This window comes from Bradyrhizobium sp. USDA 4503 (genome assembly GCF_054055815.1).
On sequence record NZ_JBSRXS010000001.1, the window covers coordinates 5,884,936 to 5,898,077 of the forward strand.

Annotated in this window: 13 protein-coding genes; 12 read left to right on the forward strand and 1 reads right to left on the reverse strand. The window is 65.2% G+C overall.

Annotated features, from left to right (window positions below; genetic code table 11):
• Positions 1 to 67: 67 nt before the first annotated feature.
• From aroA to ACVMIH_RS28170, 12 genes are all read left to right on the forward strand, one after another.
• Entirely contained in the window at positions 68 to 1,405 is a 1,338-nt protein-coding gene (aroA, locus tag ACVMIH_RS28115) for a 3-phosphoshikimate 1-carboxyvinyltransferase (RefSeq protein WP_057020409.1), read from the forward strand.
• The gene (cmk, locus tag ACVMIH_RS28120) at positions 1,402 to 2,031 is read left to right on the forward strand and encodes a (d)CMP kinase (RefSeq protein WP_057020410.1); all 630 of its coding nucleotides are present in this window, start codon (positions 1,402 to 1,404) and stop codon (positions 2,029 to 2,031) included. Before aroA ends, cmk begins: the two co-directional genes overlap by 4 nt.
• A gap of 394 nt (positions 2,032 to 2,425) precedes the next feature.
• Entirely contained in the window at positions 2,426 to 4,135 is a 1,710-nt protein-coding gene (gene rpsA / locus ACVMIH_RS28125; RefSeq protein WP_028337539.1) for a 30S ribosomal protein S1, read from the forward strand.
• A 465-nt stretch (positions 4,136 to 4,600) separates the two neighbouring features.
• Positions 4,601 to 5,578 carry a signal peptide peptidase SppA gene (gene sppA / locus ACVMIH_RS28130; RefSeq protein ID WP_057020411.1) on the forward strand — a complete coding sequence of 326 codons (978 nt, stop codon included), beginning with the start codon at positions 4,601 to 4,603 and terminating at the stop codon, positions 5,576 to 5,578.
• Positions 5,579 to 5,752: 174 nt separating this feature from the next.
• Complete coding sequence (locus tag ACVMIH_RS28135; protein WP_016847379.1) at positions 5,753 to 6,082, forward strand: integration host factor subunit beta; 330 nt, start codon at positions 5,753 to 5,755, stop codon at positions 6,080 to 6,082.
• An 84-nt stretch (positions 6,083 to 6,166) separates the two neighbouring features.
• Positions 6,167 to 6,553 (forward strand): LapA family protein, encoded by a 387-nt coding sequence (locus tag ACVMIH_RS28140; RefSeq protein WP_057020442.1) that lies wholly within the window; start codon positions 6,167 to 6,169, stop codon positions 6,551 to 6,553.
• A gap of 75 nt (positions 6,554 to 6,628) precedes the next feature.
• Positions 6,629 to 7,330 carry a phosphoribosylanthranilate isomerase gene (locus ACVMIH_RS28145; RefSeq protein WP_057020412.1) on the forward strand — a complete coding sequence of 234 codons (702 nt, stop codon included), beginning with the start codon at positions 6,629 to 6,631 and terminating at the stop codon, positions 7,328 to 7,330.
• 120 nt (positions 7,331 to 7,450) lie between these two features.
• Positions 7,451 to 8,668, forward strand: a complete 1,218-nt coding sequence (gene trpB, locus ACVMIH_RS28150) for a tryptophan synthase subunit beta (RefSeq protein WP_456864170.1) — start codon at positions 7,451 to 7,453, stop codon at positions 8,666 to 8,668.
• Positions 8,665 to 9,501 carry a tryptophan synthase subunit alpha gene (gene trpA / locus ACVMIH_RS28155; protein WP_057020414.1) on the forward strand — a complete coding sequence of 279 codons (837 nt, stop codon included), beginning with the start codon at positions 8,665 to 8,667 and terminating at the stop codon, positions 9,499 to 9,501. The genes trpB and trpA overlap by 4 nt, the downstream gene beginning before the upstream one ends.
• 104 nt (positions 9,502 to 9,605) lie before the next feature.
• Positions 9,606 to 10,547 carry an acetyl-CoA carboxylase, carboxyltransferase subunit beta gene (accD, locus tag ACVMIH_RS28160; RefSeq protein WP_057020415.1) on the forward strand — a complete coding sequence of 314 codons (942 nt, stop codon included), beginning with the start codon at positions 9,606 to 9,608 and terminating at the stop codon, positions 10,545 to 10,547.
• A gap of 95 nt (positions 10,548 to 10,642) precedes the next feature.
• On the forward strand, positions 10,643 to 11,887 hold the full coding sequence (locus ACVMIH_RS28165) for a bifunctional folylpolyglutamate synthase/dihydrofolate synthase (protein ID WP_233475501.1): 1,245 nt from the start codon (positions 10,643 to 10,645) through the stop codon (positions 11,885 to 11,887).
• Between the two features lie 47 nt (positions 11,888 to 11,934).
• Positions 11,935 to 12,675, forward strand: a complete 741-nt coding sequence (locus ACVMIH_RS28170) for a metallophosphoesterase family protein (RefSeq protein ID WP_057020417.1) — start codon at positions 11,935 to 11,937, stop codon at positions 12,673 to 12,675.
• A 5-nt stretch (positions 12,676 to 12,680) separates the two neighbouring features.
• Here ACVMIH_RS28170 and ACVMIH_RS28175 read toward each other — a convergent pair whose 3' ends face one another.
• Positions 12,681 to 13,139, reverse strand: coding sequence for a DUF2231 domain-containing protein (locus tag ACVMIH_RS28175; protein ID WP_057020418.1), 459 nt, complete (start codon positions 13,137 to 13,139; stop codon positions 12,681 to 12,683).
• Positions 13,140 to 13,142: the final 3 nt, after the last annotated feature.

The following is a 13,142-nucleotide window of genomic DNA, read 5'->3' on the forward strand; positions in this document are numbered from 1 at the left end:
GCATTTGACGGGCGCGTGACGCGGTGTTGCCTATGTGATACCTGCCGCGACGCGAGAGGACACAATCTTGGCCCATTCTGACACCCCGACCTCGCTGGAATCGCGCGCGTGCGGCCCCCTGGCCGGCACGGTCCGCGTTCCCGGCGACAAATCGATTTCCCACCGCGCCCTGATCCTGGGGGCGCTTTCGGTCGGCGAAACCCGCATTTCCGGCCTCCTGGAGGGCGAGGACGTCCTCAATACCGCCAAATCCATGCGCGCGCTCGGCGCCAAAGTGGAGCGGTCGGCGCCGTTTACCTGGTCGGTGTCCGGCGTCGGGGTCGGCGGCTTCGCCCAGCCTGCCGCGCCGCTCGATTTCGGCAACTCCGGCACCGGCTGCCGGCTGGTGATGGGCGCGGTGGCCGGTTGCCCGATCGCCGCCATTTTCGACGGCGACGCCTCGCTGCGCTCGCGGCCGATGCGCCGCATCCTCGACCCGCTGGAGCTGATGGGCGCCCGAACCAGCGACATAAGGGAGGGCGGCCGGCTGCCGCTCACCCTGCACGGCGCCCGCTATCCGGTGCCGATCGTCTACAAGACGCCGGTCGCCTCGGCCCAGATCAAGTCCGCGGTGTTGCTGGCGGGGCTCTCCGCGCCCGGCATCACGACGGTGATCGAGCAGGAGGCAAGCCGCGACCACACCGAGCTGATGCTGAAGCATTTCGGCGCCGAGATCTCCTCCGAGCAGGAAGGCAGCCACGGCAGGCGAATCTCGCTGCACGGCGAGCCCGAGCTGCACGGCGCCAACGTCGTGGTGCCCGCCGATCCGTCCTCCGCGTCATTCCCGATCGTGGCCGCACTGATCGTCGAAGGGTCCGATGTCGTGTTCTCAGACGTGATGACCAATCCGCTGCGCACCGGCCTGTTCACCACGCTGCGCGAGATGGGCGCCTCGATCGAGGAGAGCGATGTGCGCGGCGATGCCGGCGAGCCGATGGCGCAGCTGCGTGTGCGCGCCTCGAAGCTGAAGGGTGTCGAAGTGCCGCCGGAGCGCGCGCCGTCGATGATCGACGAGTATCTGGTGCTGGCGGTCGCGGCCGCCTTCGCCGAGGGCACCACGACCATGCGCGGCCTGCAGGAGCTGCGCGTCAAGGAATCCGACCGCCTTGAAGCCACCGCCGACATGCTGCGGGTCAACGGCGTCAAGGTCGAGGTCTCCGGCGACGATCTGATCGTCGAGGGCCGCGGCCATGTTCCAGGCGGCGGCCTCGTTGCCACGCATATGGATCACCGCATCGCGATGTCGGCGCTCGTGATGGGCTGCGCCTCCGATCGGCCGGTGAAAATCGACGATACCGCCTTCATCGCCACCAGTTTTCCGGATTTCATCCCGATGATGCGCGCGCTCGGAGCTGATTTCGCATGATCATCGCCATCGACGGACCCGCCGCCTCGGGCAAGGGCACGCTCGGCAAGCGGCTCGCCCACCACTACGGCTATCGTCATCTCGACACCGGCGTGATCTACCGTGCGGTGGCCTATGCGATGATTCAAGCTGGTGCCGAGCTCAGCAACGAGGTGCTGGCCGTGGCCGCGGCGCTCGAGCTCGACCCCGAAAAGTTCGGCAATCCGATCCTGAAGACCCAGAAGGTCGGCGATGCCGCCTCCGTGGTGTCGGCGATTCCGCAGGTTCGCGAGGTGCTGGTGAACTTCCAGCGCCAGTTCGCCGCCGATCCGCCCGGTGCGGTGCTGGATGGACGCGACATCGGCACTGTGATCTGCCCGGATGCCGACGTGAAGATCTTCGTGGTCGCCGACCCCCGCGTGCGGGCACGGCGGCGCACGCTGGAGGCGCGCGCCCGCGGCGAGGACGCCGACGAAGAGGCGGTGCTCGCCGACATCCTCAAGCGCGACGAGCGAGACAAGAACCGGGCGATTGCGCCTCTGCGGCCGGCTCCGGACGCCCACACGCTGGACAATTCAAATCTGGACATTGAGGCCGGCGTCCGCGCCGCCATCGCCATCGTCGAGGCGGCGCGCGCCAGGCGCTAGAATCGCGGGCCGCCGCGGCGCTCTCGGCCCGAAAACCCAGCAAAATTGGGCATTTCCTGCTTGCCGAAAGTCGCATGCAGGGCTATATCAGCGCCGTTCGGAGCAGCATCGACGATGTCGAGGCCGTGTCTGAGCGGGCCGGCGATGGGTTTGAGCTATTCCTCAAACGAAACCAACGCCGCATCTGGAGGAACGCCCGCTCCCAGGTCTTGCAGTCGATATTTTCGTTTCAGGCTCCGGATCAATCATACGTACCGAACGTGCAGTCTTGCTGCCGGCCCGCTGTTGCACCTCCTGCAATGAGCGGTCGTCAGGGTTTGCGGAACCCCGACACTTCACGCACGGTGCGCCCATCAACCCGAACGGCCGGCGAGATCCCGCATCTGGAGAACAAATGGTTTCGAATTCTGCGTCTTCCTATACTCCCACCCGCGATGACTTCGCGGCGATGCTTGATGAGTCCTTTGCCGGCGGCAATTTGCAGGAAAGCTCGGTCATCAAGGGCAAGGTGGTTGCAATTGAGAAGGACATGGCCGTCATCGACGTCGGCCTGAAGACCGAAGGTCGCGTTGCGCTGCGTGAGTTCGCCGGCCCCGGCCGTGAAAGCGATCTCAAGGTCGGTGACGAAGTCGAGGTGTTCCTCGACCGTATCGAGAATGCGCTCGGCGAAGCCGTGCTGTCGCGCGACAAGGCGCGCCGCGAGGAAAGCTGGGGCAAGCTCGAGAAGGCGTTCCAGAACAACGAAAAGGTCAACGGCGTCATCTTCAACCAGGTCAAGGGCGGCTTCACGGTCGACCTCGACGGTGCGGTGGCCTTCCTGCCGCGCTCGCAGGTCGACATTCGTCCGATCCGCGACGTTGCGCCGCTGATGAACAATTCGCAGCCGTTCCAGATCCTCAAGATGGACCGCCGCCGCGGCAACATCGTGGTGTCGCGCCGCACGGTTCTCGAAGAGACCCGCGCCGAGCAGCGCCAGGAGCTGGTGCAGAACCTCGAAGAGGGTCAGGTGATCGACGGCGTGGTCAAGAACATCACCGATTACGGTGCGTTCGTTGATCTCGGCGGCATCGACGGCCTGCTGCACGTGACCGATATCGCCTGGCGCCGCGTCAACCACCCGACCGAGGTGCTGACCATCGGCCAGACCGTCAAGGTCAAGATCATCAAGATCAACCACGAGACGCACCGCATCTCGCTCGGCATGAAGCAGCTCTTGGATGATCCGTGGCAGGGCATCGAAGGCAAGTACCCGCTGGGTGCCCGCTTCACCGGCCGCGTCACCAACATCACCGACTACGGCGCGTTCGTCGAGCTCGAGCCGGGCATCGAAGGCCTGATCCACGTCTCCGAGATGTCGTGGACCAAGAAGAACATGCACCCCGGCAAGATCGTTTCGACCTCGCAGGAAGTCGAAGTGCAGGTGCTGGAAGTGGATTCGGTCAAGCGCCGCATCTCGCTCGGTCTCAAGCAGACCATGCGCAATCCCTGGGAAGTCTTCGTCGAGAAGTTCCCGGTCGGTTCGGTGGTCGAGGGTGAGGTCAAGAACAAGACCGAGTTCGGTCTGTTCCTCGGTCTCGAGGGCGATGTCGACGGCATGGTCCACCTCTCCGACCTCGACTGGAAGCTTCCGGGCGAGCAGGTCATCGACAACTTCAAGAAGGGCGACATGGTCAAGGCCGTGGTGCTCGATGTCGATGTCGAGAAGGAGCGCATCTCGCTCGGCGTCAAGCAGCTCGAAGGCGACCCCTTCGCCGAGCCGGGCGACGTCAAGAAGGGCGCGGTCGTGACCTGCGAAGTGCTCGAAGTGAAGGAGAGCGGCATCGAGGTCCGGATTTCGGGCACCGAGTTCACCACCTTCATCAAGCGGTCCGAGCTGGCCCGCGACCGCAACGACCAGCGCGCCGAGCGCTTCGCCGTCGGCGAGAAGGTCGATGCCCGCGTCATCCAGTTCGACAAGAAGGCCCGCAAGGTGCAGGTCTCGATCAAGGCGCTGGAAGTCGCCGAAGAGAAGGAAGCCATCGCGCAGTACGGCTCCTCCGATTCGGGTGCGACGCTTGGCGATATCCTCGGCACCGCGCTGAAGAACCGCGGCACCGACAAGTAAGCGTTCGCGCGATTTGAGGCGAACAATCGGGGCCCCGGCGCAAGCCGGGGCCCTTTGCTTTGGGGCATCCGTAGCCCGGATGAAGCGAAGCGAAATCCGGGACTTTCTATCCGTGCTGCTGAAGCCTCCCGGATTACGCTTCGCTTCATCCGGGCTACGGATTTGTCTTCCCCTTCCCCCTGAAAGGGGGAAGGTCGGGATGGGGGTCAGCCGCAGGCGATGCTGTTTGCGGAGAGAGCAGATCCCCACCCGCTTTGCTCTGGCGAGCAAAGCGACCTCCCCTTTTCAAGGGGAGGTTAGGGCGCGGCTGGGATGAAGCGCACGTGCACCCGGGCTACGAGTGCCTCCGAATACCGGGCCTTGTTTTCTTCATATTGCGTCGCAATTGATGTATTTGGCTAAGCTGATAGTGACGCTGCGACTGCAAAACGCGCGGATTGCGCTGACCATTTCTGGAGAGATCGGATGTCGCTGGATTCGGACGTGATCGTCGATCGTCGCCGCATCAGGCGCAAACTGACCTTTTGGCGCGTCGCCGCCGCGGTCATTGCGATCGCGGCCATCGTCGGCGTGGGCGTGGTCGCCGCCGGCGGACGCGGCACCTTTTCGACATCGAACACGATCGCGCGGGTCAATATCGACGGACTGATCCGCAGCGACCAGGATCGCGTCGAGGCGCTGGAGCGGCTCGGCAAGTCGAGCTATGCGGCTGTTGTCGTGCACATCAATTCGCCCGGCGGCACCACCGCGGGCTCCGAGCAGCTTTACGACTCGCTGATGCAGCTGAAGGCGAAGAAGCCGCTTGTCGTCGTGGTCGAGGGATTGGCCGCCTCGGGCGGCTACATCACGGCGATCGCCTCCGATCATATCGTCGCCCAGCAGACCTCGCTGGTCGGCTCGATCGGCGTTCTGTTCCAGTATCCGAACGTTTCGGAGTTGCTCAAGACTGTCGGCGTGAAGATGGAGGAGATTAAATCTTCCCCGCTGAAGGCCGCGCCCAACGGCTTCGAACCCACCAGCCCGGAGGCCCGCGCCGCGATCGACGGTCTCGTCAAGGACTCCTATGCATGGTTCCGTGGATTGGTGAAGCAACGGCGCGGCATGGACGATGACCTGCTGGAGAAGGTCGCGGACGGTCGCGTCTTCACCGGCCGGCAGGCGGTCGATCTCAAGCTGGTCGATCAGCTGGGGGACGAGAAGACCGCGATCGCCTGGCTGGTTGCCGAGAAGAAGGTCAAAAGCGACCTGCCGGTGCGCAATTACAAGCTTAATCCGCGGTTCGGCGACCTGACCTTCCTGCGCACGGCGGCGTCCGTGACGCTCGATGCGTTCGGTCTTGGCGCGATCGCGCGGCGGATCGAGCAGGGCGGCGTGGCCGAGGCGGTCGACCGGTTCGGGCTTGACGGCATGCTGGCGCTGTGGAGCCCGGCTGGAACCAACTGATCGGCTGCCAAAGGCGTGCTCGTCAGGCTATTCCCGCTTTGCGGGAATCGCCGCATGCCCCAATTGGGCTATTTGTCACGTGATTTCACGACGCCCTAAATCGATTTAGCGTCTTGACAGTGCACGGCATTTTCACGGAAATGGGTTTCCGCAAGAGCCCGGATCCCACTTTCGATGATCAAATCCGAACTTGTTCAGCGTATCGCCGAGCACAACCCGCACCTCTATCAGCGGGATGTCGAGAACATTGTGAATGCGATTCTCGATGAAATCGTCGCAGCGCTGGCACGTGGCGACCGTGTCGAGTTGCGCGGTTTTGGCGCATTCTCGGTGAAGCACCGCCCGGCGCGCGCCGGCCGCAATCCACGCACCGGCGAGCATGTGCCGGTCGACCAGAAGAGCGTGCCGTTCTTCAAGACCGGCAAGGAAATGCGCGAGCGCCTCAACCGCGACGTGACCGAGGCGGGCGCCGCCAAGGTCGATGCGCCCAAGGCTGATGCTTAAGGCCGACGCCTAAGGCGCGACGTCAGGCGTTGCCGTGTTGCGGGCGATATGCCCGCATTTGCTCCATCGCTGCGAGAGATGGTCATGCGAAAGTTCTTCACGGCAGTGGTCGTCGTTCCGCTCGGTCTGATCTTCATCATTTTTGCAGTCGCTAACCGTCACTGGGTGACGGTGTCGTTTGATCCCTTCAATTCGGTGACCCCGACGGTTGCGGTCACGCTGCCGTTGTTCGTCGTCATCATCGCCTCCGCGATCCTGGGCGTGCTCGCGGGCGGCATCGGAACCTGGTTCAAGCAAGGGCGCTGGCGCCGCGCGGCCCGGCAGCACGAGGCTGACGCCCGCCATGTCCGCGCCGAGCTCGCCGACCTCAAGGCCGCCGCCTCCCGGGACGACGCGCAGCGCCGTTCGGCCCCGGCGCAACTCGGCTTTTACGGGGCCGCCGGGCGAGACAAGCAGGGCGCGACGTTGTAGAACCCGCCCCACCGGACCAGGGTTCACCCCGGTTCCGGTCGCCCGACAACCCGTTTTGAGACCTGTTTCGAGACCATGCCCCTGCTCGTCAAAATCTGCGGCCTGTCCACGCGCGAGACGCTCGACGTCGCGCTTGAAGGCGGTGCCGATATGGTGGGGTTCGTATTCTTTCCGCCGTCGCCGCGTCACATCAGCCTCGAGACCGCGCGCGAGCTTGGCAGCCGCGCCAAGGGCCGCGCCGTCAAGGTCGCCCTCACCGTCGATGCCGACGATGCGATCCTGGAAAACATCGTCGAGACGCTGCGGCCGGATATCCTGCAATTGCATGGCAAGGAGACCACGGCGCGGCTGCGCGACATCAAGGCGAAGTTCGGCCTGCCGCTGATGAAGGCGCTGCCGGTCGAGACGTCGGCCGACCTTGCGCCGCTGCCGGGTTATGCCGGTGTCGCCGATCGCATCCTGTTCGATGCCCGCGCGCCGAAGGATGCCACGCGGCCGGGTGGCCTCGGCGCGCCCTTCGATTGGCACGTGCTGGAAAATCTCGATCTTGCGCTGCCCTACATGGTCTCCGGCGGGCTCAACGCCGACAACGTCACTGAAGCCGTCCGCGTCACGCGCGCCGGCGGCGTCGATGTCTCGTCGGGCGTCGAGCGCATGCCCGGTGTCAAGGATCCCGAATTGATCCGCGCCTTCATCCGCGCCGCGCGCGCAATCCAGCCTTCTTCACCTCTCCCCGTTCACGGGGAGAGGTCGACCGCGCAACGCGCGGGCGGGTGAGGGGCGCTGCAACGATGATCGAGCAATTGGAGAAACCCCTCACCCCAGCCCTCTCCCCGCAAGAGCGGGGCGAGGGAACGGAAACAGCGCCGCAAGCCGGCAAGAAGAACTGATGGTTCGATGAATCCAAATCTGCCCAATTCCTTCCGCAGCGGTCCCGACGAGCGCGGGCATTTCGGCATTTTCGGCGGACGCTTCGTCGCGGAAACGCTGATGCCGCTGATCCTCGATCTCGAAAAAGCCTATGCCGACGCCAAGGCCGATCCGGCGTTCCAGGCCGAGATGAATGTCTATCTGAAGGATTATGTCGGCCGGCCCTCGCCGCTCTATTTCGCCGAGCGGCTCACCGAGCATCTCGGCGGCGCCAAGATCTATCTGAAGCGCGAGGAGCTCAACCACACCGGTTCGCACAAGGTCAACAATGTGCTCGGCCAGATCATGGTCGCGCGCCGCATGGGCAAGAAGCGCATCATCGCCGAGACCGGCGCCGGCCAGCATGGCGTGGCGACGGCGACGCTGTGCGCGCGGTTCGGGCTCGAATGCGTGGTCTATATGGGCGCGGTCGACGTTGAGCGGCAGCAGCCGAACGTGATCCGCATGGAGATGCTGGGCGCCAAGGTCGTCCCGGTGCAGTCGGGCGCGCGCACGCTGAAGGACGCGATGAACGACGCGCTGCGCGATTGGGTCACCAACGTGCACAACACCTTCTATTGCATCGGCACGGTGGCGGGTCCGCACCCCTATCCGATGATGGTGCGCGACTTCCAGTCGATCATCGGCCACGAGACACGCAAGCAGATGCAGGAGGCCGAGGGCCGCCTGCCGGATTCGCTGATCGCCTGCATCGGCGGCGGCTCCAATGCGATGGGCCTGTTCCATCCGTTCCTCGACGATCCCTTGATCGAGATTTTCGGCGTCGAGGCTGCCGGTCACGGACTGACGCAGCTGCATGCCGCTTCGCTGGCCGGCGGCCGTCCCGGCGTGCTGCATGGCAACCGCACCTATCTCTTGATGGACGCCGACGGCCAGATCGAGGAAGCGCATTCGATCTCGGCGGGTCTCGATTATCCCGGCATCGGCCCGGAGCACGCCTGGCTGCACGAGACCGGCCGCGTGAAATATCTCTCGGCGACCGACGAGGAGGCGCTGGCCGCATTCCAGCTGCTGTCGCGGCTCGAGGGCATCATCCCCGCGCTGGAATCGGCGCACGCCATCGCGAAACTGTCCGAGCTCGCACCGCAGCGGCCGAAGGATCACCTGATAGTGGTCAACCTCTCGGGTCGCGGCGACAAGGACGTGCCGCAGGTCGGCGACATCTTGAAGGCGAGGAAGAAGTGACCACCCGTATCGACGCACGTTTCGCCGAGCTGAAGCAGCAGGGCCGCTCCGCTTTCGTCACCTTCGTGATGGCCGGCGATCCCGACGCCAAGACCTCGCTCGACATCCTCAAGGCGCTGCCGAAGGCCGGCGCCGATGTCATCGAGATCGGCATGCCCTTCACCGACCCGATGGCGGATGGCCCGTCGATCCAGGCCGCCGGTCTGCGCGCGCTCAAGGGCGGCATGACGCTGCGCAAGACGCTGGCGATGGTCCGCGACTTCCGCAAGGAGGACAACGCCACGCCGATCGTGCTGATGGGCTACTATAATCCGATCTACATCTACGGCGTCGACCGCTTCCTGGCCGACGCCAAGACCGCCGGCGTCGACGGCCTGATCATCGTCGACCTGCCGCCGGAGGAAGATACCGAGCTCTGCATCCCCGCGATGAAGGCCGGGCTGAACTTCATCCGGCTGGCGACGCCGACCACCGACGACAAGCGGCTGCCGGCGGTGCTCGCCAACACCTCGGGCTTTGTCTATTACGTCTCGATCACCGGCATCACCGGCGCCGCGACGGCCGATTCGAAGGTGGTCGCGGAGGCCGTGGCCCGCATCAAGCGGCACACCAAGCTGCCGGTCTGCGTCGGCTTCGGCATCCGCACCCCGGAGACGGCGCGCGCGATCGCCGAGAACGCCAACGGCGCGGTGGTCGGCACCGCGATCGTCGATGTGGTGCGTGCCAATCTCGATGCCGAGGGCCGTGCGACGCCGAAGACGGTGAGCGCGGTGGCGGACCTGGTGTCGGCGCTGGCGCAGGGGGTCCGGGGCGCCAAGCAGGCCGCTGAATAAGCCACATTTTGCGGCAACAAGGCCGCCGATGGCGGCTTGCCGGGCTCGCCCGGCCCGCCATATATCCAGCTGGTGCGGAACCGATCCGCATTTCGGAGCGAACCATGAATTGGCTCACCAACGTCGTCCGGCCGAAGATCCGCAACATCCTGCGGCGCGAGACGCCGGAAAACCTCTGGATCAAGTGCCCAGATTCCGGGCAGCTCGTGTTCTACAAGGACGTCGAGGCCAACCAGTTCGTGATCCCCGGCTCGAACTACCACATGCGCATGGGCGCGGTGGCGCGCCTGAAGTCGATCTTCGACAACGAGACCTGGTTCGACGTCGCGCTGCCCGAGGTGACGGCGGATCCGCTGAAATTCCGCGACGAGCGCAAATATGTCGACCGCATCAAGGACGCCCGCACCAAGACCGGGCTGAACGACGCGATCAAGGTCGGCTACGGCAAGTTAGAAGGTGCCGGCGTCGTGGTCGCCGTGCAGGATTTCGATTTCATGGGCGGTTCGCTCGGCATGGCCGCCGGTGAAGCCATGGTGCGCGGGCTCGAACTCGCGGTCGAGAAGAAGTCGCCCTTCATCGTGTTCGCCGCATCCGGCGGCGCGCGGATGCAGGAAGGCATCTTGTCGCTGATGCAGATGCCGCGCACCACCGTCGGCGTGCAGATGCTGCGCGAAGCGCGCCAGCCCTACATCGTGGTGCTGACCAATCCGACCACCGGCGGTGTCACCGCGTCCTATGCGATGCTCGGCGACATCCAGATCGCCGAGCCCGGTGCGCTGATCGGCTTTGCCGGCGCGCGCGTGATCGAGCAGACCATCCGCGAAAAGCTGCCGGACGGCTTTCAGCGCGCCGAATATCTGCGCGAGCATGGCATGGTCGACATGGTGGTGCACCGCCACGAGATGAAGGCCACGCTGGCGCGGCTGTGCCGCCTGCTGACCAAGGCGCCGGCGCTTGAATCCGCATCGAAGCCCAAGGCCGCGGTCACCGAGCCGGCCCAGATCGTCACGGCGCCTGAGACGGTGCCGGCCGCGCCGCACGCGTGACCGCAAGCGCCACCTCACCGCAAGCCTCGTTCGAGGCGTTGATCGCGCGGATATCGGCGCTGCATCCCAAGCGCATCGATCTCAGCCTCGATCGCATGCGCGGCCTGATGGAGCGGCTCGATCATCCCGAGCGCAAGCTGCCGCCGGTGATCCATGTCGCCGGCACCAACGGCAAGGGCTCGACCATCGCCTATCTGCGCGCGATTCTCGAAGCCGCCGGCCTGCGCGTGCACGTCTTCACCTCGCCCTATCTGGTGCGGATCAACGAATGCTACCGGCTGGGCGCCGTCGGCGGCGGCAAGCTGGTCGGCGACGAAGAGCTGCGCGAGACGTTCGAGCACTGCGAGCGCATCAACGCCGATAGTCCCATCACCATCTTCGAGATGGAAACGGCGGTGGCGTTCTGCCTGTTCGCCAAGCATCCGGCCGACGTCGCATTGCTCGAGGTCGGGCTCGGCGGCCGGCTCGATTCGACCAATGTGGTCGAGGCGCCGCTCGCCTCGGTGATCGCACCGGTGAGCATGGACCACATGGAATTCCTCGGCGACAATCTGATGGCGATCGCCGGCGAGAAGGCCGCGATCATCAAGCGCAAGGTGCCGGTGGTGTGTGCCGAGCAGGCGCCGGATGCGATGGCCGTGATCGAGGCGCAGGCGAACCGCATGCGCGCGCCGCTGCATGCGGCCGGCCAGCAATGGCATGTCGGCGTCGAGCGCGGCCGGCTGGTCTATCAGGACGAGCGCGGCCTGCTGGATCTCGCCGCGCCGAAATTGTTCGGCCGGCACCAGTTCGACAATGCGGGCCTTGCGATCGCGACCCTGCGCGCGATCGACGCATTCAAGCTCAACATCGCGGCCTTTGAAGCCGGCATCGTCAATGCGGAATGGCCGGCGCGAATGCAGCGGCTGGTTTCCGGCACTCTCGTCGGACAGGGGCCGCAGGGCTCCGAGGTCTGGCTCGACGGCGGACACAATGCCGAGGGCGGCCGCGTCGCGGCGGCTGCGCTCGGCGATCTGGAGGAGCGCGTGTCGCGGCCGCTGGTGGTGATCGTCGGGATGATGGCCAACAAGGATGCCGACGCATTCCTCGCCAATTTCGCTGGACTGACCCGCCACATCATCGCGGTCCCGGTGCCCGGCCGCGACAACGGCATGGCGCCGGACAGGCTGGCTGACGCCGCGCGAGCGCTCGGCATGCGGGTCGAGATCGCTGATGGCGTCGCCGCCGCCTTGCGGCGGCTTGCTGCGCTGGCCTACGAGGTGCCGCCGCGCATCCTGATCACGGGCTCGCTGTATTTGGCCGGTCCCGTGCTTGCGGCCAACGGCACGCCTCCTGCATAACAGGTGACGCGTCCCGGATGCGGTGCGCATGAGGGAGGACGAGCATCATGCGTTTTGCTGCGATCGCCGACATCCACGGCAACCATCTCGCGCTCGAAGCCGTACTGTCGGACATCCGCGCGCAGGGCATTTCCGACATCGTCGACCTCGGCGACATGGTGAGCGGGCCGCTCGACGCCCGGCCCACCATCGATACGCTGATGGCGCTCGATGCGGTCCATCTGCTCGGCAATCACGACCGCTACCTGATCGACCGCCCGCATGAGAAAATGGGCTCCTGGGAGCGGCTGACCTATACCCAGCTCGAGCCGCGGCATCTCGACTGGCTGCGCACGCTGCCGGCGAATTCGATCTATCGCGACGAAGTTTTCCTCTGTCATGCAACGCCCCAGAATGACGAGACCTATTGGCTCGAGACGGTGCTGCCGGGCGGCGAAGTCTGCATGTCCTCGCTGGAAGCGATCGAGGCGAGAGCGGCGGGCGTGCCGCAATCGCTGATCCTCTGCGCACACACGCATACTGCGCGCGCCGTGCGGCTTCGCGACGGCCGGCTGATCGTCAATCCCGGCAGCGTCGGCTCGCCCGGCTATCGCGTCGGCAAGCCGCATCCGCATGTCGTCGAGGCCGGTTCGCCCGATGCGCGCTATGCGATCCTCGAACAGGTCGATGGTGGCTGGGATGTCACCTTCCGCCACATCCCGTACGATCACGCAGCGATGGCGGCACTGGCGCAGCGCAATGGCCAGGCCGAGCTCGCCTCGGCGCTGGCGACGGGATGGATTCGCTGACTTGCCTAATGGATGTGCGCCTCATCCGAGACGCCGACATGCTCGCGATAGACCATCTCCCAGCCCTTCCAGCCGGTGAACAGCAGGATCAAGACCACGATGAGCGATAGCGCGAGACCGGTCGGCACGATGGCGGATGCGCCGTGCTCGAAGCGCGAATACCAGTTGTAGAGCGCGATCAGCACCGCGATGACATTGCCGCCGGCGTGCTGCCATGCATCGGAAAGATTGCGGACCTGATCGTCTCCGAGGAGATCGATCACGCCGGCGATGGCGGCGAGCGCGGCCATGATCAAGCCGATGCCAAGCAGCCAGAGCGAGGCGCTGGCCCAGAAGTCAGTGCCCGTCTTCCAGAAAGCGAGATCGGCAACGAAGGTCAAAACAAAGCATACGACTGGAAATGGAATAAGCATCGGATGGATAGGATGTCCCGCGACCTGCGCGGTTGATCTGGGGTTCGACATGGG

Bases quoted from the DNA above. Each gene is read 5' to 3' on its own strand.
- ACVMIH_RS28175 (WP_057020418.1), bottom strand. From the start codon at position 13,139: ATGTCGAACCCCAGATCAACCGCGCAGGTCGCGGGACATCCTATCCAT.
- cmk (WP_057020410.1), top strand. From the start codon at position 1,402: ATGATCATCGCCATCGACGGACCCGCCGCCTCGGGCAAGGGCACGCTC.
- ACVMIH_RS28135 (WP_016847379.1), top strand. From the start codon at position 5,753: ATGATCAAATCCGAACTTGTTCAGCGTATCGCCGAGCACAACCCGCAC.
- rpsA (WP_028337539.1), top strand. From the start codon at position 2,426: ATGGTTTCGAATTCTGCGTCTTCCTATACTCCCACCCGCGATGACTTC.
- sppA (WP_057020411.1), top strand. From the start codon at position 4,601: ATGTCGCTGGATTCGGACGTGATCGTCGATCGTCGCCGCATCAGGCGC.
- ACVMIH_RS28140 (WP_057020442.1), top strand. From the start codon at position 6,167: ATGCGAAAGTTCTTCACGGCAGTGGTCGTCGTTCCGCTCGGTCTGATC.
- ACVMIH_RS28165 (WP_233475501.1), top strand. From the start codon at position 10,643: ATGCGCGGCCTGATGGAGCGGCTCGATCATCCCGAGCGCAAGCTGCCG.
- ACVMIH_RS28170 (WP_057020417.1), top strand. From the start codon at position 11,935: ATGCGTTTTGCTGCGATCGCCGACATCCACGGCAACCATCTCGCGCTC.
- ACVMIH_RS28145 (WP_057020412.1), top strand. From the start codon at position 6,629: ATGCCCCTGCTCGTCAAAATCTGCGGCCTGTCCACGCGCGAGACGCTC.
- accD (WP_057020415.1), top strand. From the start codon at position 9,606: ATGAATTGGCTCACCAACGTCGTCCGGCCGAAGATCCGCAACATCCTG.
- trpB (WP_456864170.1), top strand. From the start codon at position 7,451: ATGAATCCAAATCTGCCCAATTCCTTCCGCAGCGGTCCCGACGAGCGC.